The organism is Streptomyces sp. H27-C3 (assembly GCF_030063415.1).
In the GTDB taxonomy this organism is placed as follows: Bacteria; Actinomycetota; Actinomycetes; order Streptomycetales; family Streptomycetaceae; genus Streptomyces.
The window spans coordinates 16,590-42,151 of record NZ_JASITA010000039.1 but is presented as its reverse complement, the minus strand read 5'-3'; the positions used below and the strand labels follow the sequence as shown (position 1 = coordinate 42,151).

The following is a 25,562-nucleotide window of genomic DNA, read 5'->3' as shown; positions in this document are numbered from 1 at the left end:
CGGACCCGGGAGGGCAGGTCAGGGCGTCGGGCCAGGACGTCGGGCCGCGTCAGTACGTCAGCTCAGAGGGGGAGCAGATCGGGCCGCTTCGCCGCGGCGTGGTCCCCCGAGGACTCGCCGCGCAACCGCCGGCCGATCCACGGCACCAGGTGCTCGCGCGCCCACTGGATGTTGTCCCGGCGGACACCCATCGTGCCGCGCGGCATCTGCGGCGGCCACTCCTGGTCCGGGTCGGCCGGCACGTCGAGGCCGAGCACCTGGCCGGCGCGCAGGCCGACCCGGGTGTGACCTTCCGGGGACAGGTGCAGCCGGTCGGTGTCCCAGGCCCGCATGTCCTGGACCGACTTGAGCGACCACAGGTCGAGCACCGGGCAGTCGTACGTGTCGGCGATGGACCGTACGTGCGCCGTGAACGTCGCGATCTTGCCCCGCAGATGGCGCAGCACCGGCATGTGCCGCGTGTCGAAGCCGGTCGTCACCAGGACGGTGCCGACCCTGCTGGTGAGGTCGGCGACGGCCCTCTCGTAGCGCTGGGCCACATCATCGGGGTCGCTGCCCGGCCGGAGGATGTCGTTGCCGCCGGCGCAGAAGCTCACCAGGTCGGGCGCCAGCTCCATCGCCCTCGGGACCTGCTCGGCAACGATCTGGTCGAGGAGCCGGCCGCGCACGGCGAGGTTGGCATAGCGGAATGTGTGCTCGGGGACGCGATCGTCGAGGAGTACGGCCAGCCGGTCCGCCCAGCCGATGTACGCACCGCCGGGTCCGGGGTCACCGACCCCTTCCGTGAAGCTGTCCCCGATCGCCGCGTACGACCCTATGGTCCCTGTCCTGAATGATCTCGCATCGTCTCCCACGTCGGCCCATGCTCCACTGGATCAAGTGACTTACGCCACCGTAGGGAGGGGTTGACGCCGGTGAGAAAGGACACCGGTCAAGTTTGGGTCAACCCCGGAATACGCCTGGATCGACCCGGATCAACCTGATTTCACGCGTACGCCCCCCTCCGCGGCCGGTGTGCGGCGCGGAGGGGGGCGTACGGAAGGCGATGCCCGGATGCCCGGAGAGGGGCGTGTGTCAGACGGAGACGCCGTGACCGCGCAGGTAGCCCAGCGGGTCTATGTCCGAGCCGTAGCTCGGGCCGGTCCGGATCTCGAAGTGCAGGTGCGGGCCTGTGGAGTTGCCCGTGCTGCCGGAGAGGCCGATCTGCGTGCCGCCGGTGACGCTCTGGCCGGACGAGACGGACAGCGAGGACAGGTGGGCGTACTGCGAGTAGCGGCCGTCGTTGTGCTTGATGACGACCTCGTTCCCGTACGAGCCGCTCCAGCCCGCGGAGACGACCGTGCCGGCGCCGACGGCCTTGACCGAGGTGCCGCTGGACGCGGAGAAGTCGACGCCCGTGTGGTAGCCGCTGGACCAGCTGCCGCCGGAGGCGCGGTAGGAGGTGGTGACGCCCGCGGAGACCGGCGCGGTGAAGCCGGAGGAGGACGACGCCGTCGAGGCGGAACCCGCCGACTCGGACTTCTCGGGCCGGCTCGCGTTGGAGGAGGACTGCGAGGAGGACGACTTCGGCTGCGCGGCGGGCACGGCGGCCTTGGCCGACGACTGCGACGCGGATGACGGGGCGGAGCCTGCCGCCTTCGCACCGATGCTGAGCTTCATGCCAGGCATGATCAGCCCGGGGTTGTCGCCGACGGTCGAGCGGTTGTCCTCGTACAGCTTCTGCCAGCCACCGCGCACGTTCTGCTGGTCGGCGATCTTCGACAGGTAGTCGCCGGAGACCACGGCGTACGTCTTGCTGCCGGCCTTCTTCGGCTGCTGCTTCCGCTGGTGCGAGATCTGCGTGACGGCAGCGGCGGGCGCGGCCTTCTCGGGAGCGACGGCGGGCGCGGTGGCCGGTGCGGCGTTCTCGGCCGCGTTCGCGCCGGTGGCGGCGATGAACGGAAGTGCGAGTGCGGCTCCGCCCGTTCCCGCGGCGACGAATCCACGGGTGATCGAGTTGGACCTCGGGCGGCGGTGCTTACCCTTTGCGGGCATGGCGAATTTCCTCTCCGGCGCCTACGAGGTGAGCTGTCGGGTTCGGGCTGGAGATGCCCGGCCGCGCAAGTGCGCGACTTAACCCCGAGCCGGTCCGGAGTTCCGGATGACGGCGTACTACCTGGGTCCCCCGCTCCTGCCACACGTGAGTGTCGTGGGGTTTCCGGGCGGTGGCAGGATTCGGCGATCCACCCGGATTGACGGTGACCGTAAGCCGCCGAGGTGTCCTCGAACAAGCCGATCAGGACAATCGGCCATGGCTGGTCGTCGCCCTGCGGCAATCCGCCGGGGATTTGTCGTCACACTCCGTGGATTACCGATCTTCACGCCCCGCCCACGACCTGGCATTCGCTTCACGGCTTCGCCACACACCGTCACTAATATGATCCTGCTCACCAGCAGGCCCGCCACCCCCCTTACCCGCAAGGGGTGTTACCCACAAATAGGCCGATTCGCCCCAAGTGCTACACACCTCCGGAGGCGCGCCACCGCTGCAGGAATTCGCCCACCGCCCGGCGCCCCTCCTCCACCAGCGCGTCGCGCTCGTCCGGCGCGATCCCGAAGTCGCGATCCTGGCCCTGGCGCAGTCGACGACCAGGGTCCGCTGCCGGACACCCGGCCGTTCCAGGTGGGTCTGGTCGCGCCCGACCAGCGCCGGCGCCACCACCTGCTGGAGGAGTCGCAGCGGCGGCGACATCACCAGGCCGAGCGGCGGGAACAGCTCCGCGATCCCGGCGGGCAGGTCGGGCATGATGCGCACGCCGAACGTCGGCCAGCGCGCCTCCTTGCCGTCCGTACGGTCGAAGATCTCCACGGCGAAGTTGGACAGGATCCCGCCGTCGACGATCACCGAGGTCTCACCGGTCTGCGGATCGGTGACCGTGCACGGCCTGAAGTGGAACGGGATCGACAGCGAGCAGCGCACCGCGTCCGCCACCGACTGCTCGTCCGGGTCCAGGTGGTAGAGCGCGTAGTCCCACGGCAGCCGCAGGAGCCTGCCGTGCGTGACGTCGGTCGCCAGCACCACCAGCTGTACGCGCGGTCCCCCGCCAGGTCCGGCGAGGCGGCCCGGGTCCGCGGCCACCGGACGGCCAGCCGGCCTCAACCGCCCCACGCGCGCGTGGCGTTCATGGCCGGGTACGGTCAGTTCCCGCGAGGCCCGGGGCGACGGCTGCGCGGGCACGGCCGAGACGATTGCCTCAGGTACTCATGTCGTATCGTCGAATGGCGCCCAGATCGGCGAGCAACGCCGACGGCAGACACATCAGGAGCCACCGTGACACAGCAGCTGCCGCAGGTCCCGTCGACAGAGCCCGACCTTGCCGGAGTGCGCAACTTCCGCGATGTCGGCGGCCTGCCGACCGTGGACGGCCGGCAGGTGCGGCACGGCGTGCTCTTCCGCAGCGGTCATCTGGCGCACGCCACCGTCGCCGACGCCGTCTTCCTCGACTCCCTCGGCCTCCACACGATCTTCGACTTCCGCAATGGGGCGGACCAGAAGCTGGAGGGCCCGGACGTCGAGCTCGCGGGCGTACGCAATGTGAACCTGCCGCTGACCGACCCGGCCGACGGCGCCGTGTTCTGGAAGATGGTCCGCGACGGCAACCTCGACGAGCTGCGCGAGATCCTCGCGGACGGCAAGGCCGCGGGCCGGATGTCCGACACGTACCGCGAGATCATCAAAGAGCGCACCGGCGAGCACAGCCAAGTGCTGCACGCGCTGGCCGAGGACAGCGTCCCGGCGCTGATGCACTGTGCGGCGGGCAAGGACCGCGCGGGGCTCTCGATAGCCGTGTCGCTGCTGGCGGTCGGCGTCGAGCGCGAGGCCATCATGGCCGACTATCTCAAGTCGAACGACCCGTCGCGCCGCTACAAGGTCAGCCGTAGCGACAACTCCCCCGTCGGCATGTCCCCCGAGGTCATGGAGCTGCTCAGCCCGCTCTTCGAGGCCCGCGCCGAGTACCTCGACGCCGCCTTCGAGACCATCGAGGAGGTCTGGGGCGGCACCGAGCGCTACCTCACGGAGGGCTTGAGCGTCACCCCCGAGACGCGCGAGCGGCTACGACTGCGGCTCCTCGACGAAGCCTGAGCGACTCGCGGCCCGGGCCGACTCCTCGGCCCGGCGCTCGGCGCGGTCAGCCGTAGGCACGGTAACGACCTCACCCACGATTGGCAGCGGCGTCGCGGCGCCTGGGACCTCCGCCTCCCACTGTCAATCAATCGCGGGTGAGGTCGTAAGCGGTCAGCGCGGTCAGCGCTCGGCGCCCAGCGTGAAGAGCAGATAGACGAAGGCCGCGAAGAGGTGACCCGCGACCACGTACACGAAGAGCCTGATCATCAGCCCTCTGGGGAACTTGTCCTCGACGATGCTGCGCTTGGCTGGCCTCGCGCCCGCCTCTTCGCCGACGGCCTTCTCGTCGATCATGTCGTCCGGCATGTCAGATCTCCTGGGGTAGGCAGAGCCCGGCGGTGGCGCTCTGCAGCAGCGTATGGACGAACAGAAGATCGACCCCGTCCGCGGTGACGGCGGCGATGCGGTGCGGGGTCAGCGAATCGAAGTGCGCGCTGTCCCCGACAGCCAGCCGATGCACGCTCTCGCCGAGCACCAGCCGCAGCTCCCCCGACAGGATGTACAGCCACTCCTCGCCCGGGTGCACGCGCACCAGGTCGCCCTGCGCGCCGTGCGGCACATGCACCCGCAGCGCCTGCATGGCGCGCCCGGGACCGCCCGCCCGGTGGTACGTCCAGCCGTCGGCCTCCGTGGCCTGCGCCTCGTCGGCCCGCAGCACCGCTTCACGGTCGGGCGCGCTCTCGCCGAGCAGCGCGGAGACCGTCGTACCGTAGATGCGGGCCAGCGTGAGCAGCATCGGCAGCGACGGCTGGCGGTGCCCGGTCTCCAGGCGGGACAGGTGTGCGGGCGAGAGCCCGGCGCGCCGGGCGGTAGCCTCCAGGGTGAGGGCACTGTGACGGCGCAGGTCGCGCAGTCGCGGGGCGACCGACGGCAGCCCGTCGGTCGCCTCCTCTTCGAGGCGTGGGGTCATGCCGTCCATTGAGCCAGAAACCTTGCCTGAGAGACAAGTCTCTTGCCTCTCAGGCAAAAAGGGGTGTCCCTCCGACTACCGGTTGGCGACCGCCTGTTTCACCAGCGTCCTGCCGAAGTCCCACATCAGGCCTCCGCCGCTGTGCGCGTCGTCCATGACCGCGGTGAACGCCTCGACGAATCGGTCGACCTCCTTCTCACCCACGGTCAGCGGCGGAATGAGCTTGATGACTTCGAGGTGGTCGCCGGAGACCTGGGTCAGGATGCGGTGCTTCTGGAGCAGCGGTACGACGACCATCTGCGCGAAGAGCCCCTTGCGGGCGGCCTGCAGCATAGTCCAACGACTGCGCAGCTTCAGCGAGTTCGGCCGTCCGAACTCGATGCCGATCATCAGCCCCCGGCCGCGTACGTCGTGCAGCAGCTCATAGCGGTCGACCAGGGCGGCCAGCCGTCCCCGCAGCAGATCACCGACGCGCCGGGCGTTCGCGACGGTCTCCTCGTCCTCCATCACCGCCAGCACGGCGAGCCCCGCGGCCATGGCCTGGGCATTTGAGCCGAAGCTGGCGGAGTGGACGAGCACCCGGTCCATCGACGAATAGACCTTCTTGAAAATCCAGTCCTTGCCGAGGGTGGCCCCCACCGGCACATAGCCGCCGGAGAGCGCCTTGGCGACGCACAGCAGGTCCGGCTCGACGCCCTCCTCGTGCTGGTACGCATAGAAGTCGCCCGTCCTGCCCAGGCCAGTCTGGACCTCGTCGGCGATCAGCAGTGCCTTGTGCCGGCGCAGCAGCAGCTGCGCGCCGAGCAGGAACCCGGGCGGGGACGCGTGCACGCCCTTGCCCTGGATCGGCTCGACGACGAAGCCGGCGACGTCGCCGCGCTTCAGCTCCCGCTCCAGGGCCGTCAGGTCGCCGAGGTCGATGGCGGTGTCGGGCAGCAGGGGCGCGAAGCCGTCGCGGAAGCCCGCCTCGCCGTTGACCGACAGCGCGCCGGTCGTCAGGCCGTGGAAGGCGTGCGTACAGTACAGAATTCTGGGTTTCCCCGTGGCGTACCGGGCGAACTTCAGCGCGGTCTCGACGGCCTCGGTGCCGCTGTTGCCGAAGAACACCCGGTCCAGGTGCGGGCTGTGCGTGAGCAGTTTCTCGGCGAGCAGTCCGGGCAGCGGCTGGCAGTCGAAGCGCGTCAGGTCGGCGAGCGAGGCGTCGAGCACATCGTGCAGCGCCTTGCGTACGACCGGGTGGTGCCGGCCGAGTCCCATCACGCCGAAGCCCGCGAGCATGTCGAGGTAGTCGTTGCCGTCCGCATCCCAGAAGTACGCGCCCTCGGCCCGCTCATAGACCTTGTCGAAGCCGATGGTGTGGAGCATGCGCGGCAGTTGGTGGTTGAGGTGCCGGGCGTGCAGCTCGTACCGTTCGGCGCCACGCTCGGCGAGGAGCGTCGCCAGATCGAACCCTTCGGGCCCGCCGTCCGTCATTGACCGGTCTCCTTCACCAATGAGGCCTCCTTGGTCGCCAGGGTGGCGCTGATGTGGCCCGCGATCTCCACGGGGGTGAGCCCGATGTCGGCCAGCACCTCGCCTCGTTTGGCGTGCGCCAGGAACTGCCCGGGGATGCCGTACGTCCGCAGGGGCACGTCCACACCCGCGTCGCGCAGCGACTGCCCGACGGCCGAACCGACGCCGCCGCTGCGGCTGTTGTCCTCGACGACCGCGACGAGGCGGTGGCGCGAGGCGAGTGGGGCGAGCTGTTCGTCGACGGGCTTGACCCAGCGCGGGTCGACGACAGTGCACCCGATGCCCCGGCCCGTCAGCAGGTCGGCCGCCTGGAGACAGACGGGCGCCATGGCGCCGACGCAGACCAGCAGCACCTCGGCGTGCTCGGACCGGTGCAGCACATCCATGCCGCCCACCCGGTCGATCGCCCCGATCGCCGGGCCCACCGACTCCTTGGGGAAGCGCAGCACGGTCGGAGCGTCGTCGACGTCGACGGCCTCGCGCAGCTGGGCGCGGAGCTGCACGGCGTCGCGGGGCGCGGCGATCCGCAGGCCGGGTACGACCTGGAGGATCGACATGTCCCACATGCCGTTGTGCGAGGCCCCATCGACGCCGGTGACACCGGCCCGGTCGAGCACGAACGTCACCCCGCACCTGTGCAGGGCCACATCCATCAGCAGTTGGTCGAAGGCGCGGTTGAGGAAGGTCGCGTAGACGGCCACAACGGGGTGCAGCCCGCCGGTGGCCAGTCCGGCTGCGGAAACCGCGGCATGCTGCTCGGCGATGCCGACGTCCCAGACCCGGTCGGGGAACTCCTGCGCGAACCGGGTCAGCCCGACGGGGTGCAGCATGGCCGCGGTGATCGCGGCCACGTCCGGCCGCTCGGCCCCTATCTTCGCGATCTCCTCGCCGAACACCGAGGTCCAGGAAGGCCCGTTGGACGGCGCCAGGGGCTCACAGGTCAGCGGGTCCATCGCGCCGACCGTGTGGAAGCGGTCGGCCTCGTCCAGTTCCGCGGCGGCGTATCCGCGGCCCTTCTCGGTCAGGCAGTGCACGAGCACGGGTCCGTGGAAGCGTTTGGCCCGGCGCAGCGCCGACTCGACGGCGGCGTGGTCGTGCCCGTCGATCGGCCCGACGTATTTGAGTCCCAGGTCCTCGAACATGCCCTGCGGGGCGAAGGCCTCCTTGAAGCCCTTCTTCGCGCCGTGCAGCGACTCGTACAGCGGCTGGCCGACGACGGGGGTGTGCTGGAGCACGCCCTTGCCCCAGGAGAGGAACCGCTCGTACCCGTCGGTGGTGCGGAGCGTGGCGAGATGGTTGGCGAGGCCGCCGATGGTCGGCCCGTACGAGCGCTCGTTGTCGTTGACGACGATGATCAGTGGGCGGTCCTTGGCTGCGGCGATGTTGTTGAGCGCCTCCCAGGACATGCCGCCGGTGAGCGCCCCGTCCCCGATGACGGCGACCACGTGGTCCGTCCTGCCGAGCACCTGGTTGGCCTTGGCGAGCCCGTCGGCCCAGCCGAGGACGGTCGACGCGTGGGAATTCTCGATGACGTCGTGCTCGGACTCCTCGCGGGACGGGTAGCCGGAGAGTCCCCCCTTGCCGCGCAGCTTCGAGAAGTCCTGCCTGCCGGTGAGCAGTTTGTGTACGTAGCTCTGGTGGCCGGTGTCGCACAGGATGCGGTCGGCGGGCGATTCGAAGGCCCGGTGCAGGGCGATGGTGAGCTCCACCACTCCGAGGTTGGGCCCGAGATGACCGCCCGTTCTGGCCACCGCGTGGACCAGGAACTCACGGATTTGCACCGCGAGTCGGCGGATTTCTTCCTCTGTCAGCGCCTTCAGGTCGCGCGGTCCCCGGATGTCTTCCAAGATCGTCACGCTCGGTCCCCCTGCCTCTCTGATCCTCTTCAGCTCACAGTGGCGTCGGGCGGCCCTGACGGGACCCCGGCATCCTCCATCTGTTCGGCGATCTTCATGGCTTCCTCGATGAGGGTCTCGACGATCTTCGACTCCGGGACCGTCTTGATGATCTCGCCCTTGACGAAGATCTGCCCCTTGCCATTACCCGAAGCCACCCCCAGATCGGCCTCACGCGCCTCACCGGGACCATTCACCACACAGCCCATCACCGCCACACGCAACGGCACCTCCAGGCCGTCCAGACCCGCCGCGACCTGATCCGCCAGCTTGTACACATCCACCCGCGCCCGCCCGCACGACGGGCACGACACAATCTCAAGACGCCGCTGCTTCAGATTCAACGACTCCGCGTCGTCGTCATCGACTGCACCGAAGCAGGCGCATCCCCGCCGACCGCCACCGACCCGACCTGGATGCGCCGCGAAGTGCGGCGCACCGCCAACGGCCGGGCCGGCAGCCCGGGGAGCCCTTGTACGACGGGCTCTCCAACGGTCATCACCTCAGCCGCGGTTTCCCGAGACGGTCTCACGCACCGCACGCAGGGACTCCTTGAGCGAGCCCATGGTGGCGAGCACGGCCGTCGGCTCGTAGCCGCAGTGCGCCATGCAGTTGGCGCACCGCGGATCCTTGCCGCGGCCGTACTTGCTCCAGTCGGTGTCGTCGACGAGCTCCCGGTACGTGGGGACGTATCCGTCGCTCATCAGATAGCAGGGCCGCTGCCATCCGAAGAGCGAGTAGTTGGGGATCGCCCACGCCGTGCACGGGAAGTCCGCCTTGCCCTCCAGGAAGTCCAGGAAGAGCGGCGAGTGGTTCAGGCGCCAACGGCGCCGGTTGCCGCCCGAGAAGGCCTTCTTGAAGAGTTCGCGGGTCTGCTCCACCCCAAGAAAGTGCTCCTGGTCGGGAGCCTTCTCGTAGGCATACGCGGGCGAGATCATCATCTCGTCCACGTGCAGATCGTCATTGAGGTAGTTGAGGACCTCGATGATGGTCTGCGGAGTGTCGGTGTTGAAGAAGGTGGAGTTGGTGGTGACCCGGAAGCCGAGCCTCTTGGCCTCCTTGATCGCCTCCACCGCCTCGTCGAACACCCCCTCCTTCGCCACGGATTCGTCGTGCCGCTCACGCAGCCCGTCGATGTGCACCGCGAAGGCGAAGTAGGGCGAAGGCGTGAACTTCTTGATCTTCTTGCGCAGCAGTACCGCGTTGGTGCAGAGGAACACATACTTCCTCTTCGCCACCAACTGCCGCACGATCTCATCGATCTGAGGATGCATCAGCGGCTCGCCACCCGCGATGGAAACCATCGGGGCGCCGGATTCCAGGACCGCACCCACGGCCTGGGCCACAGGCATGCGCTGCTTCAGCACCCCGGCCGGGTGCTGGATCTTTCCGCAGCCCTCGCACGCGAGGTTGCACGCGAAGAGCGGTTCGAGCTCAACGATGAGCGGGAACTTCTCTCGCTTGCGGAGCTTCTGTTCAAAGAGGTACGTCCCGACCCTGATGGTCTGACGAAGCGGCATGGCCATCTAGCTCACCTCCTGGGGAGCAGCAAAGAACGGTGCCATTCATGAAAAGCCGGTAGGACGGCGCGGAGAACACGAAAGGCTGATATTCCACCCCGGACCGTCCCAATGCGGACGAGCTCATGCTCTGGAGCGTCCACGACCACTCGTACGGCCGCAACCGGGCGCGGCCCCGCGCGCAGAGCGCTCCACAGCGTCGCGGCGGATTCCATGTCCACCGCGATTGCTCCCGTGGCCCGCAGCTCGGCCCGCTCCACGCCACGTACGACATGGTCGGAGCCGGTCAGCGGGCCGGTGTGTACGGTGCGCCCGGGCACCGCTCTGGCCAGTGCCTCCGCGAGCAGCCCGTGGCCCGTGCAGGCCGTGCTGCCGCGAGAGTCTCGGGTCTCCTCGGCGACGATCAGGTCCCCGGGGCGCATCCCCGGGGCGAGACCGGCGCAGAAGCCCGACGCGATGACGGCCGTGCCCCGGCCCTGGAGGCCGCCGAGCATCCGGGTGACGGCCGCTTCCGCGGCCTTGGGCCCCATGCCCGTACGGAGCACGGTCACGGACCCCGGCGCGCCCCCGCGGTCCCCGCCGCGCAGGGCGAACCTCTCGATGCCCAGCGCGCAGGCGATCAGCAGGGGTGCGGGTCCGTGGGGCGCGCCGGGGCCGGTCATCGGGCCCCCTCGCGCAGGTCGCAGAAGGTGGGCTCCCCGTGGACGTACCGCCCGAGAGCGGTGAGCGGGAAGACCTGCCGGTAGAGGTTGTAGTTGATGGAGAAGTCCCAGGGGAAGCCGGTGCCCGTGAAGTACGGCTCGTCCCAGGCCCCGTCCTCGCGCTGGGTCTCGGCGAGCCAGCCGACGGCCCGCTCGACGGACTTGCCCTCCCGCTCCCCCGCCGCGAGCAGCGCGAGCAGCGCCCAGGCGGTCTGCGACGCGGTCGACGCGCCGCGCCCGGCCCACTCGCTCTCGCGGTACGAGCGAAGGTCCTCGCCCCATCCTCCGTCGTCGTTCTGGACGGATTCGAGCCAGCCGACGGCCCGCCGGATCGCGGGGTGGGCTTCGGGCAGTCCGGCCGCGGTCAGCGCCGGCACCACCGCCCCTGTCCCGTATACGTAGTTGACGCCCCAGCGGCCGAACCAGGAGCCGTTCGTCTCCTGGTTGGCGAGCAGCCACTCGATGCCGCGCCTGGTGCCCGGGTGATGCGCCTGCCCCTCGATGGCCAGCATCTCCACCACGTGCGCGGTGACATCGGCGGACGGCGGGTCGATGACCTCGCCGAAGTCGCAGAAGGGAAGCCGGTTGGGGAACGCGCTGGTGTTGTCCGCGTCAAAGGCCCCCCAGGCGCCGTTCTTGGACTGCATCCCGAGGTTCCAGCGGACACCGCGCTCGATGGTCGCCTCCATCCGCGCACGGTCCGGGTGGGCGACGCGTCGCAGCGCGAGGACGACTTCCGCGGTGTCGTCGATGTCCGGGTAGTTGTCGTTGTGGAACTCGAACGCCCAGCCACCGGGCTCAAGTCCGGGCCTGCGCACGGCCCAGTCGCCGGGGCGCATGATCTGCTCGGTCATCATCCAGTCGGCCGCCTTGACGAGCGCCGGGTGACCGGCGCCCACGCCCGCGTCGGCGAGCGCGATCGTCGCCAGGCAGGTGTCCCAGACCGGTGACTGACAGGCCTCGACCATGCGGGCGCCGTCCTCGCGCCATACGGCGAACCGGTCCAGGGACTCCAGTCCGGCGCGCATCACCGGGTGGTCCAGGTCGTATCCGAGGAGGTGCAGCGCGATCAGCGAGTACACGGCGGGCGGTTGGATGCCGCCCCAGCAGCCGTCGTTCTCCTGCCGCTCGACGATCCAGCGCGCAGCGCTCTTCATCGCGGCGCCGCGCAGCAGGCGCGGAGCGAACCGGTGATAGACGCGCAGGGCCCTGTCGAGCCGCTGGAACGCGCCGTCCCAACTGGTCGGCGGCGCAAGGCGCCTGGGCGGGTTCGGCACCCGCGGATTAGTGTGCAGCTCGTCGAGCGCGAACGGCGCGGCCCGCACCGGGCGCTTCGCGGAGACGACCGTCAGCGGCACGATGGTCTGCCGGGCCCAGCAGCCGAAGTCATAGATGTTGAGCGGCACCCACGTGGGCAGCAGGACCAGCTCGGGCGGCAGCTCGGGCAGGTCGTCCCACTTCCACCAGCCGAAGAGGGCCAGCCAGATACGGGTGAAGACCCGGCTCGCCGCGATGCCGCCGTGCTGCCTGATCCAGGCGGCGGCGCGCGCCATGTGCGGGTCGTCCGGCAGGTCACCGGCCAGCCGCAGGGCGACGTACGCCTCGATGGTCGTGGAGAGTTCACCGGGACCGCCGTAGAACGTGGCCCAGGTGCCGTCCTCGCGCTGCTCGCCGCGGATGAACAACGCGGCGGCCTGGACGGTCTTCTCGTCCTGGATGCCGAGGAACTGACGGAGCAGCAGATCCTCGGCATCCATGGTCACGTTGGTTTCGAGGTCGCCCTTCCACCAGCCCTGGGCGTCCTGCGCGGCGAGCAGATGCTCGACCGCCCGATCCGTGGCCCGCCGCGCGGCGTCAAGGACGTCCGCCGTCGCGGCCGCGGGTGCGGTGGTGTCGCTCGCCACGGCTGCGCCGGGCCCCACCGCCCCGGCGCTTCCGTCGGTCGTCGCTGTCATGGCTTTCCCCTCCGTTGCAGTTGGTCCTCTGCTGTGCTGGGGGTTCCGGGGGTTAAATCCCGGAGAAAGCGGTTATACGCCGGGGATCCATCATCTCTTCCGTACGACGACAAACTCGGCCAGCGCGGTGAGCTGCGCCCGTACCTGCTGCGGAATGTCGACGCCGTCGAGTGCCTCGATCGCGACGGCATGCTGTCTGCGGGCCTCCTGGGAGGTCCACTCGCGACCGCCGGCCTCCTCGATGAGCGCCGCCCTGGTGGCGAACTCCGCCTCGGAGAAGCTGTCGAAGTCGTTGCTCTTGGCGTCGGCGGCGAGCAGCTCGCCGAGCTGCTCGGAGGCCGGCCCGCCCGCGGCGAGCGCGGCGACGACCGGCAGGGACTTCTTACGCTGACGCAGGTCGCTCCAGGTCTGCTTGCCCGTGGCCAACGGGTCGCCCCAGATGCCGAGCAGGTCGTCGACGGCCTGGAAGGCGAGACCCAGGTGGTAGCCGTACGCCTCCAGGGTGTCGGCGGTCCTGTCATCGGCGCCGCCGAGTACCGCGCCGATGGAGACGGCGCAGGCGAGCAGGGCGCCCGTCTTGTTGCCCTCCATCTCCAGGCATTCCTCGACGGTGACCCGCTCGCGGTGCTCGAAGGAGATGTCCTGCGCCTGGCCGTCGATCAGCTTGCGCGTCGCGGTGGTGAGCCGGCGCGTCGCGCGCCCCGCCTCGACCGTGCCGATCTCAAGGAGCACCTCGTTGGCGAGCGCGAAGAGCGCGTCGCCGACGAGGATCGCCTGGGCCGGGCCGTGCACCTTCCACACGGTGTCGCGGTGGCGGCGCTGCTCGTCACCGTCCATCAGGTCGTCGTGCAGCAGGGAGAAGTTGTGTACGAGTTCCACCGCCACGGCGCCGGGCACACCGGTCTCGGGCGTCGCGCCCGCGGCCTCCGCGGAGAGCAGGGCGAGCGCCGGGCGCACGGCTTTGCCGCCGTCGCCGTCGGCGGGCCTGCCCTCCACGTCGATCCACCCGAAGTGGTAGGCCGCGACGGTGTCCATGGGCGGCGCGAGCCGGTCCACGGCGGCCTTCAGCACCGGCGTGGACAGGGTGCGGCCGCGCTCCAGAAGCGCGGCGATGTCCACCGTGGTGTTGCCAGCCGGATTCACCGGGGTCACAGGCTCTCCTCTTGTTCCAATGCCAGTGCTCATGCCGCCTCCTGCAGCGGATGTACATGGGGGCGGCCGAGTTCGGAGAGCGCTGCGCCCGCGGCGCTGAAGCCGCTGCGCACGGCGCTCTCCATGGTTGCGGGCCATCCGGTGTCGGTCCACGCGCCGGCCAGGTAGAGGCCGGGCGCGTGGGTACGGGCGCCGGGGCGCAGCCGTCCGACGCCGGGGGTGGGGGCGAACGTCGCTGTCCGCTCCCGGGTGACGAAGAAGTCGCGTACGCCGGCGCCGCGGGCGGCGGGCAGCAGTCGCTCCAGTTCGGGCAGGTACCGGGCGCGCAGGGTGGCGACCGGCTCGTCGATCTCGTCCTGGGCGGCGGACTGCGACAGGGCGAGATACTGGCCGCCGCCGCGCAGGCCCGAGGCTTCCGTGCGGTCGAAGACCCATTGGACGGGGGTGCCGAGCGCGGCGAAGAAGGGTCGGCGCAGCACCTTGCGGTCGTACACGACATGGATGTTGAGGATCGGCGCGGTGTCGATGTCCAGCAGCTTGTCGGGGTCGTCGAGTGCGCCGTCGGGCAGCAGCGTGTGAGTCTCGTGCTGGGGTACAGCGAGCACGACGGTATCGGCCTCCAGTTGCTCGCCCTCCGCCTCGACGGTCCAACGGCCGTCACCGGTACGGGAGACGGCGCCGACCTTGGCGCGCAGTTCGGTGCGTACGCCCGCGGAGTCGAGTGCCTTGCGTGCGAGCGTGTCGTGGAGGTCGCCCAGCGGTACGTGCGACCAGCCGATGTCGGCGGCGCCGGGCTCGGAGAGCAGCCCGGTCTTGAAGACCATCGCGGCGAGCCCCATCGAGGCGCGCGGCGCCCGCGCGTTGAGCGTGGCGACGCCGACCAGGTCCCAGAGGGCTTCGATGGCCCGCTGCGACTGGCCGTGGCGGCCGAGCCAGGTCGCGAAGTCCAGGCCGTCCAGCGCCGGATCGGCCGGGTCGAGCTGCTTGAGGGCGAGGGCGGCGCGGCCCACGCTCGCGCGTTCGGCGAGGGACAGGTGCGGATACGTCGCGAGGCCGGCGGCCAGATGCAGGGGTACGGGCAGGTCGGTGCGGCGCAGGCGGCCGAGTCTGGGTCCGGAGGCCCGGCCGACGTCCAGCACCGGCACGTCGAGGCGTCGTTGCAGCGGGGCCAGGGCGGCCCCTTCGACGCGGTCGAGGAACCAGCGGTAGGCGGTGCAACAGCGCAGATAGACATGTTGGCCGTTGTCGACGGTGAGCTCGCCGCGGCGGAAGGAGAACGCGAGGCCGCCCAGGCGCGGGCGGCCTTCGAGCAGTGTCACGCGCATTCCGGCGTCGGCGAGCTGGAGTGCGGCCGTGACACCGGCCAGGCCGCCGCCGACGACAACCGCGTGTGCCGACGCCCCCGCGGGCGCGGTCGGCCTACTGCCTGTCATGCGCCCTCCCCCCGCGCCGCGCCGCCGGCGTACCCATGGCGGGCCATCGAAGTCAGGGACGCGTCAGGGCACAGCAGGGTTGCGCGCTGATTCTGCTCATTCGTCCCTCTCGTCGCATCGCCGTACATCAGACACGCCTCCTGGCGGCCTGCCGGGAAACGTTCCGGGCGTCGAGGCCGGAGAGGCCGCGCACCGCGACGTACGCCTTCTCGCGTCCGGGCAGCGAGACCCGGCCGCGCAGTACGGCCTCGGGGTCGCGCTCGATGCGGTCGAGGAGCCGCCGGTAGATGCCGGCCATGGCGGCTACACAGGCTCCGCTGCGCCGGTCGAGCAGGGGCAGCAGCCGGTAGCCCTCGGCGAACAGGGCGCGGGCCCGGCGGACCTCGAAGTGGATGAGGCCCGCGAAGTCGGACCCCTCGGGCGGCGTCGAGCTGTGGAAGCCGACGGAGCAGCCGAACTTGGCGAGGTCGTCGGCGGGCAGGTAGGTGCGCCCGTTGTCCGCGTCCTCGCGCACGTCCCTGAGGATGTTGGTGAGCTGGAGGGCGAGGCCGAGCGTATCGGCGTACTCGGGGGCGCGTTCCGCCCCGCGTGCGCCGGTCTGTGGGCCGAACACGCCCAGCGAGAGCCGCCCGATGGCGCCCGCGACGCACCGGCAGTAGACCTTGAGGTCGTCCCAAGTCTCATAGGTCTCGCCGCGTACGTCCATGAGGACGCCGTCGATGAGCTCGTCGAGGCCACCGAGCGGGAGCGGGAACCTCCGCGCGGCGTCGGCGAGCGCCACCGCGACGGGGTCGGTGTCGTCCTCGTCGACGGCATCCGCCCGGACGCGCCCCAGCAGGGCCCTGGTGTCCTCAAGACGTACCTGCTTGACGTCCGGCGCAAGCACACCGTCGCCGATGTCGTCGACGCGCCGCGAGAACGCGTAGAGCGCCGACATCGCGTGCCGCTTGTCCGTGGGCAGCAGTCGGATGCCGTACGCGAAATTGCGCGCCTGCTGTCCCGTCACAGCCTCGCAGTAGCTGTACGCGGCGAGTACCGGTGCGGACACCTGTGCGGTTTCCTCCATGGTCCGGCTCACCCCTCTCTTCGGTTTCATCGCCAGACAGCTCCCACTGCGCGCAGCAGGCTGAGCTTGGTGGGCTTGGGTGGTCCGGGCAGTACGTCGTAACCGGCGGCCGCGACCGCCGTGAGGGCGGCACGTCCGCCGGCCACGAAACCGGCGAGCAGCAGCTTGAGTCTGCCGTGGACGCTACCCACCAGCGGGGTGCCTTCATCCAGGAGGCGCCCGGCGCGTTCTGCTTCGAATGCGACCAGAGCGCGCGCCGATGCGCCGGCGCTCGGGGCGGCCAGGTCGGCCTCGGTGACGTGGAATCGCGCCATGTCGTCGGCGGGGAGGTAGATCCGGTCGCGGCCGAGGTCCTCGCTGACGTCCTGGAGATGTTCGACGATCTGCAGCGCGGTGCAGATCGCGTCCGAGTGCCGGATGCGTTCGGGGCTCGCGGTGCCGGTGATCGCGAGGACCAGTCGGCCCACGGGGTTGGCGGACAGTTCGCAGTACGCGAGGAGCTCGTCGTACGTCGCGTAGCGCCGCATCACCTGGTCCTGCCGGTTGGCCTCGATGAGGCCGAGGAAGGGCTCGGGGGTGAGGTCGCAGCGCCGCACGGTGGGGGCCAGCGCGCGCAGCAGCGGGTGGCGCGGGCCGTCTCCGGCCGGGGCGAAGACGCGGCGCAGGTCGGCCTCGAAGGCGTCGAGCATCGCCGTCCGGTCGTCGGCCTGCGCGGGATCGAGGCCCAGCAGGCGGGCGTCGGCGCCGCCCGGTGCGAGATCGCCGTCGCCGATGTCGTCCACCAGGCGCGCGTAGCCGTACACGGCCATCAGGTCGTCGCGCCAGGCGCGCGGCAGGAAGAAGGGGGCCACCGGGAAGTTCTCGTCGGCGGCCTTGGAGAGGGTGGCGCGCTCGTGGGCGTCGGGGCGCCCCTGCCTGACTCCGGTCATCGCGGGCTGCCGGGCGCGGGAACGGCGGAGGCTTCTCGGAGCCGAAGAGATTCCATAGCCATTGCCGTCACAGCTCCCGTTCTACACTGCCGATCCAATACATCCCATTTCGGACACGCCGCCGGTCCTCGCGAGTAGCGGACCACCCCTTGACCGGGGCCCGAGGAGGTATCGCCCCACTTGCCGCGAATCAGCACCGTTACAGCTTACGTTGCACAACGCTCAGCACCATGTCGGGGTGTCGCACGCATTACAAGACCGCACCGATCAGTCCCAACCTTCCTCAAGCGGGCCGGAGTTGATGATTCCGGGGCGTTACGGGGCGACGATCCCAGCGACCACCCCGGCCAGGGTGCGCTCGATCACCGCTTCGCGCGCGGCCTCGGGCAGTCGGCGCATCGGGCCGTCGAGCAGCAGCAGTGACAGCCCGTGTACACCCGCCCATGCGGCGGCCTCGGAGGCCGCCCGGTTCCGCGCGTCGAGCCGACCCGCCTCGACCAGGGCGTCCAGCACGCCCGCGAGCAGGGCGAAGGCCTGGTATTCGGGCTCGGGGCCCCCCGGGTCACCCCGGCCCACCCGTCGCCCCCCTCGTCCTCGCCCGTGAGGTGCGGGTGACAGAAGGCGGTGCGGAACAGGCCGGGCCGGCGTAGGGCGAAGGCGATGTAGCCGCGCCCCATGGCCTTGAGCCGTAGCTCGGCCGTCTCCCCGGGGCTGCACGACGCGGGGGCCGACCGGACCACCACGGTCACCGAGGGGCTGTCGCGCGCCGGGCGGATGGTCACCATAGCCGCGGGTCTGCTCGCGGTGAGCTTCCTCGCGTTCGGTACGAGCGACATCACCTTGCTGTGAATGTTCGGCATCGGCAGCGGGCTGGCGATCGTGATCGACGCGGTGCTGGTCCGCGGCATGCTGGTGCCCGCCGCGATGCGGGTGCTCGGCCGCCACGCCTCGTACGCGCCACGCTCCCTGCGCAGGCTGCACGCGCGCGTGGGGCTCGACGAGGCTCCCGCGCACCAGGAGCGGGTCGCGCGCCGGAGTGTGAACGCCAGTGAGCCCCCGCCGGACGTGTCCGGCGGGGGCTCACTGCTGTGCTGGGAGGCGACCTACCGGCCGGTCTCCTTTTCGTACGCCTTGATGACCTCGTCCGTGGGGCCGTCCATGAGCAGCTCGCCCTTCTCCAGCCACAGCACGCGGTCGCAGGTGTCCCTGATCGACTTGTTGCTGTGACTGACGAGGAAGACCGTGCCGGCCTCCTTGCGGAGCTCGCGGATCCGCTGCTCGGAGCGGATCTGGAACTTGCGGTCGCCGGTGGCGAGTGCCTCGTCGATCATCAGTACGTCGTGGTCCTTGGCCGCGGCGATCGAGAAGCGGAGCCTCGCCGCCATGCCCGAGGAGTACGTGCGCATCGGCAGCGTGATGAAGTCGCCCTTCTCGTTGATCCCGGAGAAGTCGACGATCTGGTCGTAGCGCTCACGCACCTCCTCGCGCGTCATGCCCATCGCCAGGCCGCCGAGGATGACGTTGCGCTCACCGGTCAGGTCGTTCATCAGGGCGGCGTTCACGCCGAGCAGCGAGGGCTGGCCGTCCGTGTAGACCTTGCCCTGCTCGGTCGGGAGCAGGCCCGCGATGGCGCGCAGCAGGGTCGACTTGCCCGAGCCGTTCGACCCGATCAGGCCGATCGCCTCGCCGCGATAGGAGGTGAAGGAGACACCGCGTACCGCGTGCACCTTGCGCACGCCGGGCGACTCGCGCTTGCCGCCGCGCACGATGCGGCTCAGCGCCGCCGTGGCGCTGCCCCGGCCGCCGCCTCCGCCGTTGACGCGGTACACGATGTGCACATCGTCGGCGATGACCGTGGGGATGTGTGCCGGATTCTTGTCGTTCGAGTCATCAGCCACGGCCGTAGCGCTCCTCAGCCTTCCAGAAGTACACGAAGCCCACGAGGCCGAGGACGACCGCCCAGCCCAGTGCGACCGCCCACACGTGCGGGGGCAGGTTCTCGGAGCCGTACCCGTCGATCAGGGCGAAGCGGATGAGATCCATGTAGACGGCGGCCGGGTTCCACTGGAGCACGTCCGTGACCCAGGGCGGTACGTCCTTGTCGGCGAGCATGATCGGAATGCTGAACATCACCCCGGACGCGTACATCCACGTACGCATCACGAACGGCATCAGCTGCGCCAGGTCGGGCGTCTTGCTGCCCAGCCTGGCCATGATGAGGGCCAGGCCGATGTTGAAGACGAACTGCAGGGCCAGCGCGGGCAGGATCAGGAGCCAGGACAGCGAGGGGTAGCTGCCGAACGCGACCACGATGATCAGCAGCACGATCATCGAGAACAGCAGCTGCTGGAGCTGCTGCAGGGCGAACGAGATGGGCAGCGAGGCCCGCGGGAAGTGCAGCGCCCTGACCAGCCCGAGGTTCCCGGAGATCGACCGGACGCCGGCCATCACCGAGCTCTGGGTGAAGGTGAACACGAAGACGCCCGTCACCAGGAACGGGACGAAGACCTCGTGCGGAATACCCCGCTTGGTTTCCAGCAGGATGCCGAAGATGAGGTAGTACACGAGCGCGTTCAGCAGAGGGGTGGCGACCTGCCACAGCTGGCCCAGCTTGGCCTGGCTGTACTGGGCGGTCAGCTTCGCCTGGGAGAAGGCGATGATGAAGTGGCGCCGGCCCCAGAGCTGCCGGACGTAGTCCATCAGCCCGGGTCGGGCGCCGCTCACCGACAGGCCGTACTTGACGGCGAGCTGCGCCGGGGTAAGTCCGTCGTCGGGAGACGGCGGGGCGCTTGTCGCGACCGCGCCGTCTTGGGTTGTCTCACTCACAAGTTGAAACTTTCGTGTTCAAGATGCGCAGGCAGTGGGGGCGCAGGCTCTGGCGGCAGTCCGCGTACGTCCAATGCTTTCAGACCCGAGCTTGTCAGACGACAGGAGGTCGTCCCAGCCGGGTCAGGCGCCAGACGGTACGCCACTTCATCGGACGGCGGGGTCCCGCGGAAGTCGTCCACCCTTCCTTGAAACCGCCGAACCATGCCTTGAGCGCGGGTCCCGAGGGCCGTCGCGCCAGCGTGAGCAGCAGCCACACGCCGAGGTAGACGGGGACCAGGGGGGCGGGCAGATTGCGACGCGCCAGCCAGACCCGGTTGCGGGCCACCATCCGGTGGTAGACGGCGTGCCGGGACGGCGCGGTCGTCGGGTGGTACAGGACCATGTCCGAGCGGTAGTCGATCATCCAGCCGGCGTCGAGCGCCCGCCAGGCCAGATCGGTCTCCTCGTGGGCGTAGAAGAACTCGTCGGGCAACCCGCCGACCTCGGCGAAGACCTTCGTGCGTACGGCGTTGGCGCCGCCGAGGAAGGTCGTCACGCGCGAGGAGCGCATCGGGTCCGCGGCACGCAGCCGCGGCACATGGCGCCGCTGCGTCTCCCCGGTGTCCGGGTCTGCGATCCGGAAACTGATGATGCCCAGCTCCGGGTCGGCCGCGAAGGCCTGTCGGCACAGCTCGGCCGTGTCGTGGCCGGCCAGCAGCCCGTCGTCGTCGAGGAAGAGCAGCACGTCCATCTCGGTGCCGCCGGGGCCGAACGCCTCGATGCCGGCGTTGCGGCCGCCCGGGATGCCCAGGTTCTCCGACAGCTCCACGGTCCGTACGCCCTCGGGCACACCGGTGACCGGGGAGCCGTTGCCGACGACGACCACCTCGACGTGGTCGCCGTCCTGCTTGGCGACAGAGTCGAGCAGGGCGCGCAGTTCCTCGGGCCGGTTGCCCATCGTGATGATGACGGCGCCGACCTTCATGCCCGTCACTTCAGCCTGCTCGAAGCGAGGATGGACACCAGGTGCAGGAACGTCTGCACGATCGCGATGCCGGCCAGCACAGCGATACCGAGGCGGGTGAAGAACAGGTCGCCCAGGATGAAGTCGGCGATCGCCACGGCCAGGATGACCAGGCTCGCCTCGATGCCGCCGACGAGCCGGTGGAAGTTGAGCGCGGCGGCCAGCCTGCGGGCGAGCGCCAGACCGGAGGAGCGGGGCACGGATGCCTCGTCCTTGACGGCGGGCAGTCCGCTGCGCTGACGGGCCACGTCGACCAGGTCGGTCTCGGCCTTGATCAGGATCGCGCCGAGTGCGGCGAGCGTCCCGAGGAAGGCCCACATCCAGTTGGTGGCGCCGTTGTGGTGGAAGACGTCCGCGCCACGGACACCGAAGCCCACCAGCAGGGCCGCCTCGCACAGGTAGTGGCCGACGCGGTCGAGGTAGACGCCGGTGATCGAGGTCTGCTTGCGCCAGCGGGCCACCTCGCCGTCGACACAGTCGAGCAGCAGGTAGAGCTGGAACAGCAGGACGGTGATGATCGCACCGGGGAGCCCGGGGATCAGCAGGGTCGCGCCGCCGATGACACCCACGACCACCATGAGGTACGTGAGCTGGTTGGGCGTGATCTTGGTGTTCACCAGGTACGGGTCGATGTGCAGCGAGATCTCTCGCATGTACATGCGCCCGGCCCAGTGCTCGCCGCTGCGCCGGTCCTTGACACCGTCGGGGTGTACGACCGGACGGAGTTCAGCTACTGATGGTCTTGACATAGTCGGCGTAAGCGTCCCTGATCTGGTCTGCGGACAGGTCGAGGTGTTCCAGGATGGTGAAGCGTCCCGGGCGGGTCTGCGGTGCGTACTGAACGGCATTGACGAACTCGTCGACGCTGAAGCCGATCTCTTCGGGAATGACCGGCAGGCCGTGCCTGCGCAGTACGTCGGCGAAGAGAGCGGCGTCGTCGTGGGCTCCGCGCAACTGCATCGCGAAGGCCGCGCCGAGGCCGACCTGCTCACCATGGCTCGCCGCCCGCTTGGGGTACAGCAGGTCGAAGGCATGGCTGATCTCGTGGCAGGCGCCCGACGACGGGCGGCTGTCACCGCTGATCGACATGGCGATGCCGGACAGGACGAGCGACTCGGACAGGACCGTCAGGAAGTCGTCGGTGCCGACCCCACCGGGGTGGCGCAGTACGGCCTCTCCGGCGGTACGGGCCATGGCGGCGGCCAGTCCGTCGATCTGCTCGCCGGTGACGCGGTGGGACAGCTCCCAGTCCGCGATCGCCGAGATGTTGGAGATGGCGTCGCCGATGCCGGAGCGGACGAAGCGGACCGGGGCGTCCCGGATCACATCGAGGTCGATGACCATGGCGATGGGCATGGGGACGCCGTAGGAGCCGCGGCCGTTGTCGTTGTCCAGGATGGACACCGGCGAGCAGATCCCGTCGTGCGCGAGGTTCGTGGCGACGGCCACCATCGGCAGGCCGACCCGCGCCGCCGCGTACTTCGCCACGTCGATGATCTTGCCGCCGCCGAGGCCGACCACGGCGTCGTACCGCTTGCCCTTGATGTCGTCGGCCAACTTGACGGCGGAGTCGATGGCTCCGTCCGCGATGGCGTACCAGTCCGCACCCGGCAGGACCGGCGCGAGCCTGTCCCGCAGGGCAAGACCGGAGCCACCGCTGGTGGCGATGGCGAGCTTGCCGGAGGCGGAGATCCGCTGGTCGGCCAGCAGGCCGGCCAGGTCGTCCATGGCGCCGCGGCTGATGTCGACGACGACCGGGGACGGGATGAGCCGGGTCAGTACTGGCACGCGATCTCCCGACCCCTCGCGAGGTCGGCGTGGTTGTCGATCTCCACCCACGTCACTTCGCCGATGGGGGCCACGTCCACGGTGAACCCGCGGTTCACGAGCTCCTGGTAGCCGTCCTCGTAATAGAGGTCGGGGTCCCGATCGAAAGTCGTCTTCAGCGCGTCGGCGAGCTCTTCGGCGGCCTCGGGCTCGATGAGGGTGACGCCGATGTACTCACCGGTCGCGGTGGCCGGGTCCATCAGCTTGGTTATGCGCCGCACGCCCCGGTCGCCGGCGGTGATGACCTTCATCTCCTCGTCGGCGAGGTTCTTCACCGTGTCGAGGGCGAGGATGATCTTCTGGCCCTTGCCGCGGGCGGCGAGAAGGGTCTTCTCCACGGAGACCGGGTGCACGGTGTCGCCGTTGGCGAGGATCACACCCTGCTTGAGCACGTCGCGGGCACACCACAGGGAGTAGGCGTTGTTCCACTCCTCGGCCTTGTCGTTGTCGACGAGGGTGAGCTTGAGGTTGTACTTCGCCTCGAACTCCTCCTTGCGCGCGTACACGGCTTCCTTGCGGTAGCCGACGACGATCGCGACCTCGGTCAGCCCGACCTCGGCGAAGTTGGCCAGCGTCAGGTCGAGGATCGTGATGGTCTCGCCCTGCCCTTCAGGGCCCACGGGCACAAGGGCCTTCGGAAGCGTGTCGGTGTAGGGACGCAGGCGCCGTCCGGCGCCGGCAGCCAGTACGAGGCCGATCATGCGAGTTCTCCTTCGTCGTGTACCGCGGGCGCTCCGGAGGACACCCAGAAACGGATGGACTCCGCGAGCACCACCAGCGCCACGGCCACAGCAAGGGCCGTCAGCGCCACGGTGAAGTGTGCGTTCTGCGTCGAGAGCGCGGCGGCGAGTACGGCCACCAACAGTGTCCGGCCTTCGTGGCCGCCGATGGTCCGCACCAGCCACTGGGGCGGCGCGCCGGTGCCGCCGCGAATGCGATACACCGTGTCGTAGTGATGGTAGGCGACCGCCGCGACGAGGCCGAAGGCCGCGGGTAGCGCCCCGTCCGCGTCGGACCGGGCCGCCAGCACCAGGACGGTGCAGTACTCGGCGGCCCTGAACACCGGCGGGACGAGCCAGTCGAGGGGGCCCTTGAGGGGCCGCCCGACCGCGAGACCCGAGGTGACGACGTACGCCAGGGCGGCCACGGCGGGCCAGAGCCCACCGAAGGGCGCGTAGGCGGCGGTCGCGACGACGGCCGCGCCGCCGAGCAGGGCGATCGCCACGGGGACGTACGTGGGAAGCCGGCGCACCGCGCCCTGGGTGACGGCTGCCACGCCCTGGGCGAGCGGTCCGCTGTCGGCGAGTTCGGCGAGCGCGCGGGCGGCTCGGTCGGTGCGGCGCGCCTTGCGGGTCAGCGAGCGCAGGACACGGCCGGCCGTCGTGTAGAGGGCGGCCAGCGCGCAGCCGACGAGCAGGGCGTAGAAGACGATCCTGGGCGTGGTCACCGCGGTCAGCACGGCGATCATGGCCCACCGCTCGCCGATCGGCAGCACGATCATCCGCCGCACCCAGACCGTCCAGCCACGGCTGTCGAGCCGGTCGGAGAGGGCAGCGGTGGGGCTCGTATTGGACTGCGCGTCGTGGTTCGCCTCGTTGAAGGAGAAGTCCACGACGTGGCGGGAGATCTGGAGCACCATCGCGCCGAGCGCCAGCGCCCATACGTCGTCGCCGCCGCGGGCCGCGCCGAGCGCCAGACCCGCGTAGTACGCGTACTCCTTGGCCCGGTCGAAGGTCGCGTCGAGCCAGGCGCCCATCGTCGAGTACTGCAGCGAGTAGCGGGCGAGCTGCCCGTCGGTGCAGTCCAGGACGAAGGAGAAGAGGAGGAGCAGGCCGGCCGCGATGTATCCGCCGCGGGTGCCGGTCGCCGCGCAGCCCGCCGCGATCAGCGCGGTGATCAGCGAGGCGGTGGTGACCTGGTTCGGGGTGAAGCCCCGGCGGGCGCACCAGCGGGCGATGTAGCGCGAGTACGGGCTGATGCAGAAGGTGGTGAAGAAGCCGTCGCGGGACTTGACCGCGGTACGCAGCCGCACGGCCTCCTCGTCGACGGCTTCGACCGCGGCGCGGGCCTGGTCGCGTTCGGCGTCGCCGGTGGGAACGGCTGCGACCAGCGAGCCGAGCTCGGGCCGCTGCACGGTGGTGCCCTCGGCTTCGAGCGCGGCGGCGACGGCGTCGGGCCCGGCCGGCGCGGTGCGCACGGCGCGGGCCAGTGCGGCGCGGGCCTCGGGCTGCGCCGTGAGCGCGCCGGGTGCGGCGGCCGCGGGGAAGCGGGGGTCGGTCAGCGCGAGGCGCAGGGAGTGGACGTGGCCGACGAAACGCGGGTCGACGAGCGCGACGCGCTCACCGGTGGGCGTCGCGTCGAGCAGCAGAGCTGTCTCATCCGCGTCGGCGGCGGACCGTACATCGAAACCCAGCGACCGCAGGTCGCCTTCGAGCGGCGATCCGGGGACCGGCGGGCCGATGAGGATGGCGGTCGACAGACGGACTCACTCCTTGGAACTGACCAGGGCGGCATGCGAGATTCCGGCCCGGTCACGGGCAGGAGGCATGTCGGCAGAGGCTATCGGATGAACGGAAGCGAGAATTCACGGCCCGTTCACGCCCCGATCGGACGGGCACGGGGCGCGGGCAACCCGCCGCGATCATCTTGGTCGATCAATGCCCCG

The 25,562-nt window shown here is 70.2% G+C and carries 24 protein-coding genes, 1 pseudogene and 1 riboswitch; of the genes and pseudogenes, 2 read left to right on the top strand and 23 right to left on the bottom strand.

Going from position 1 to position 25,562, the window contains the following annotated elements; all coding sequences use genetic code 11:
• Window positions 1-62 precede the first annotated feature (62 nt).
• The 3 genes from QMK30_RS30220 to QMK30_RS30210 all read right to left on the bottom strand — a co-directional run bounded on the left by QMK30_RS30220 (window position 63) and on the right by QMK30_RS30210 (window position 3,217).
• On the bottom strand, window positions 63-854 hold the full coding sequence (locus QMK30_RS30220; RefSeq protein ID WP_283521507.1) for an SGNH/GDSL hydrolase family protein: 792 nt from the start codon (window positions 852-854) through the stop codon (window positions 63-65).
• Between the two features lie 220 nt (window positions 855-1,074).
• Window positions 1,075-2,034 carry a M23 family metallopeptidase gene (locus QMK30_RS30215; protein ID WP_283521506.1) on the bottom strand — a complete coding sequence of 320 codons (960 nt, stop codon included), beginning with the start codon at window positions 2,032-2,034 and terminating at the stop codon, window positions 1,075-1,077.
• Between the two features lie 3 nt (window positions 2,035-2,037).
• Window positions 2,038-2,214, bottom strand: a riboswitch (cyclic di-AMP (ydaO/yuaA leader).
• Between the two features lie 133 nt (window positions 2,215-2,347).
• Complete coding sequence (locus QMK30_RS30210) at window positions 2,348-3,217, bottom strand: patatin-like phospholipase domain-containing protein (RefSeq protein WP_283521505.1); 870 nt, start codon at window positions 3,215-3,217, stop codon at window positions 2,348-2,350.
• 93 nt (window positions 3,218-3,310) lie between these two features.
• On the opposite strand from QMK30_RS30210, the gene QMK30_RS30205 reads away from it, so the two are divergent.
• Window positions 3,311-4,123 (top strand): tyrosine-protein phosphatase, encoded by an 813-nt coding sequence (locus QMK30_RS30205; protein ID WP_283521504.1) that lies wholly within the window; start codon window positions 3,311-3,313, stop codon window positions 4,121-4,123.
• Between the two features lie 162 nt (window positions 4,124-4,285).
• Here QMK30_RS30205 and QMK30_RS30200 read toward each other — a convergent pair whose 3' ends face one another.
• From QMK30_RS30200 to QMK30_RS30140, 13 genes and pseudogenes are all read right to left on the bottom strand, one after another.
• Entirely contained in the window at window positions 4,286-4,471 is a 186-nt protein-coding gene (locus tag QMK30_RS30200; RefSeq protein WP_283521503.1) for a DUF6126 family protein, read from the bottom strand.
• Window position 4,472: 1 nt separating this feature from the next.
• Entirely contained in the window at window positions 4,473-5,084 is a 612-nt protein-coding gene (locus QMK30_RS30195) for a helix-turn-helix domain-containing protein (protein WP_283521502.1), read from the bottom strand.
• Window positions 5,085-5,150: 66 nt separating this feature from the next.
• Complete coding sequence (locus QMK30_RS30190) at window positions 5,151-6,548, bottom strand: aspartate aminotransferase family protein (RefSeq protein WP_283521501.1); 1,398 nt, start codon at window positions 6,546-6,548, stop codon at window positions 5,151-5,153.
• Window positions 6,545-8,443, bottom strand: coding sequence for a 1-deoxy-D-xylulose-5-phosphate synthase (gene dxs, locus QMK30_RS30185; protein ID WP_283521500.1), 1,899 nt, complete (start codon window positions 8,441-8,443; stop codon window positions 6,545-6,547). The genes QMK30_RS30190 and dxs overlap by 4 nt, the downstream gene beginning before the upstream one ends.
• 29 nt (window positions 8,444-8,472) lie before the next feature.
• Window positions 8,473-8,832: pseudogene (locus QMK30_RS30180) on the bottom strand (flavodoxin-dependent (E)-4-hydroxy-3-methylbut-2-enyl-diphosphate synthase); the annotation flags it as partial.
• Window positions 8,833-8,985: 153 nt separating this feature from the next.
• A complete protein-coding gene (gene hpnH / locus QMK30_RS30175) occupies window positions 8,986-10,008 on the bottom strand; it encodes an adenosyl-hopene transferase HpnH (protein ID WP_283521499.1) in 1,023 nt (340 codons plus the stop codon).
• Window positions 10,009-10,013: 5 nt separating this feature from the next.
• Window positions 10,014-10,664: a phosphorylase family protein gene (locus QMK30_RS30170; protein WP_283521498.1), complete on the bottom strand. Its 651-nt coding sequence runs from the start codon at window positions 10,662-10,664 to the stop codon at window positions 10,014-10,016.
• Window positions 10,661-12,658: a squalene--hopene cyclase gene (gene shc, locus QMK30_RS30165; RefSeq protein WP_283521497.1), complete on the bottom strand. Its 1,998-nt coding sequence runs from the start codon at window positions 12,656-12,658 to the stop codon at window positions 10,661-10,663. Before shc ends, QMK30_RS30170 begins: the two co-directional genes overlap by 4 nt.
• Window positions 12,659-12,748: 90 nt before the next feature.
• Complete coding sequence (locus QMK30_RS30160; protein ID WP_283521496.1) at window positions 12,749-13,843, bottom strand: polyprenyl synthetase family protein; 1,095 nt, start codon at window positions 13,841-13,843, stop codon at window positions 12,749-12,751.
• Entirely contained in the window at window positions 13,840-15,243 is a 1,404-nt protein-coding gene (gene hpnE / locus QMK30_RS30155; protein ID WP_283521495.1) for a hydroxysqualene dehydroxylase HpnE, read from the bottom strand. Before hpnE ends, QMK30_RS30160 begins: the two co-directional genes overlap by 4 nt.
• A 127-nt stretch (window positions 15,244-15,370) precedes the next feature.
• Entirely contained in the window at window positions 15,371-16,309 is a 939-nt protein-coding gene (gene hpnD, locus QMK30_RS30150) for a presqualene diphosphate synthase HpnD (protein WP_283521494.1), read from the bottom strand.
• Window positions 16,310-16,335: 26 nt separating this feature from the next.
• The gene (hpnC, locus tag QMK30_RS30145; protein WP_283521493.1) at window positions 16,336-17,238 is read right to left on the bottom strand and encodes a squalene synthase HpnC; all 903 of its coding nucleotides are present in this window, start codon (window positions 17,236-17,238) and stop codon (window positions 16,336-16,338) included.
• Between the two features lie 315 nt (window positions 17,239-17,553).
• On the bottom strand, window positions 17,554-17,814 hold the full coding sequence (locus QMK30_RS30140; protein ID WP_283521492.1) for a WHG domain-containing protein: 261 nt from the start codon (window positions 17,812-17,814) through the stop codon (window positions 17,554-17,556).
• A 99-nt stretch (window positions 17,815-17,913) separates the two neighbouring features.
• Between QMK30_RS30140 and QMK30_RS38930 the strand changes: the two genes are divergently transcribed.
• On the top strand, window positions 17,914-18,087 hold the full coding sequence (locus tag QMK30_RS38930; RefSeq protein ID WP_502963253.1) for a hypothetical protein: 174 nt from the start codon (window positions 17,914-17,916) through the stop codon (window positions 18,085-18,087).
• A gap of 254 nt (window positions 18,088-18,341) precedes the next feature.
• Here QMK30_RS38930 and QMK30_RS30130 read toward each other — a convergent pair whose 3' ends face one another.
• From QMK30_RS30130 to QMK30_RS30100, 7 genes are all read right to left on the bottom strand, one after another.
• On the bottom strand, window positions 18,342-19,136 hold the full coding sequence (locus tag QMK30_RS30130; RefSeq protein WP_283521491.1) for an ABC transporter ATP-binding protein: 795 nt from the start codon (window positions 19,134-19,136) through the stop codon (window positions 18,342-18,344).
• Complete coding sequence (locus QMK30_RS30125; protein WP_283521490.1) at window positions 19,129-20,064, bottom strand: ABC transporter permease; 936 nt, start codon at window positions 20,062-20,064, stop codon at window positions 19,129-19,131. Before QMK30_RS30125 ends, QMK30_RS30130 begins: the two co-directional genes overlap by 8 nt.
• Window positions 20,065-20,158: 94 nt before the next feature.
• A complete protein-coding gene (locus QMK30_RS30120) occupies window positions 20,159-21,031 on the bottom strand; it encodes a glycosyltransferase family 2 protein (protein WP_283521535.1) in 873 nt (290 codons plus the stop codon).
• Between the two features lie 5 nt (window positions 21,032-21,036).
• Complete coding sequence (locus QMK30_RS30115; protein WP_283521489.1) at window positions 21,037-21,819, bottom strand: CDP-alcohol phosphatidyltransferase family protein; 783 nt, start codon at window positions 21,817-21,819, stop codon at window positions 21,037-21,039.
• The gene (locus QMK30_RS30110) at window positions 21,797-22,858 is read right to left on the bottom strand and encodes an iron-containing alcohol dehydrogenase family protein (RefSeq protein ID WP_283521488.1); all 1,062 of its coding nucleotides are present in this window, start codon (window positions 22,856-22,858) and stop codon (window positions 21,797-21,799) included. Before QMK30_RS30110 ends, QMK30_RS30115 begins: the two co-directional genes overlap by 23 nt.
• Window positions 22,846-23,598, bottom strand: coding sequence for a phosphocholine cytidylyltransferase family protein (locus QMK30_RS30105; RefSeq protein WP_283521487.1), 753 nt, complete (start codon window positions 23,596-23,598; stop codon window positions 22,846-22,848). Before QMK30_RS30105 ends, QMK30_RS30110 begins: the two co-directional genes overlap by 13 nt.
• Window positions 23,595-25,376, bottom strand: coding sequence for a DUF5941 domain-containing protein (locus tag QMK30_RS30100; protein ID WP_283521534.1), 1,782 nt, complete (start codon window positions 25,374-25,376; stop codon window positions 23,595-23,597). The genes QMK30_RS30105 and QMK30_RS30100 overlap by 4 nt, the downstream gene beginning before the upstream one ends.
• Window positions 25,377-25,562 lie beyond the last annotated feature (186 nt).

Excerpts from the sequence above, each read along its gene's own strand:
- QMK30_RS30215 (WP_283521506.1), bottom strand. The coding sequence starts at position 2,034 with ATGCCCGCAAAGGGTAAGCACCGCCGCCCGAGGTCCAACTCGATCACC.
- QMK30_RS30200 (WP_283521503.1), bottom strand. The coding sequence starts at position 4,471 with ATGCCGGACGACATGATCGACGAGAAGGCCGTCGGCGAAGAGGCGGGC.
- QMK30_RS30195 (WP_283521502.1), bottom strand. The coding sequence starts at position 5,084 with ATGGACGGCATGACCCCACGCCTCGAAGAGGAGGCGACCGACGGGCTG.
- QMK30_RS30190 (WP_283521501.1), bottom strand. The coding sequence starts at position 6,548 with ATGACGGACGGCGGGCCCGAAGGGTTCGATCTGGCGACGCTCCTCGCC.
- hpnH (WP_283521499.1), bottom strand. The coding sequence starts at position 10,008 with ATGGCCATGCCGCTTCGTCAGACCATCAGGGTCGGGACGTACCTCTTT.
- QMK30_RS30170 (WP_283521498.1), bottom strand. The coding sequence starts at position 10,664 with ATGACCGGCCCCGGCGCGCCCCACGGACCCGCACCCCTGCTGATCGCC.
- shc (WP_283521497.1), bottom strand. The coding sequence starts at position 12,658 with ATGACAGCGACGACCGACGGAAGCGCCGGGGCGGTGGGGCCCGGCGCA.
- QMK30_RS30160 (WP_283521496.1), bottom strand. The coding sequence starts at position 13,843 with ATGAGCACTGGCATTGGAACAAGAGGAGAGCCTGTGACCCCGGTGAAT.
- hpnE (WP_283521495.1), bottom strand. The coding sequence starts at position 15,243 with ATGACAGGCAGTAGGCCGACCGCGCCCGCGGGGGCGTCGGCACACGCG.
- hpnD (WP_283521494.1), bottom strand. The coding sequence starts at position 16,309 with ATGGAGGAAACCGCACAGGTGTCCGCACCGGTACTCGCCGCGTACAGC.
- hpnC (WP_283521493.1), bottom strand. The coding sequence starts at position 17,238 with ATGACCGGAGTCAGGCAGGGGCGCCCCGACGCCCACGAGCGCGCCACC.
- QMK30_RS38930 (WP_502963253.1), top strand. The coding sequence starts at position 17,914 with ATGGCCTTGAGCCGTAGCTCGGCCGTCTCCCCGGGGCTGCACGACGCG.
- QMK30_RS30120 (WP_283521535.1), bottom strand. The coding sequence starts at position 21,031 with ATGAAGGTCGGCGCCGTCATCATCACGATGGGCAACCGGCCCGAGGAA.
- QMK30_RS30115 (WP_283521489.1), bottom strand. The coding sequence starts at position 21,819 with ATGTCAAGACCATCAGTAGCTGAACTCCGTCCGGTCGTACACCCCGAC.
- QMK30_RS30105 (WP_283521487.1), bottom strand. The coding sequence starts at position 23,598 with ATGATCGGCCTCGTACTGGCTGCCGGCGCCGGACGGCGCCTGCGTCCC.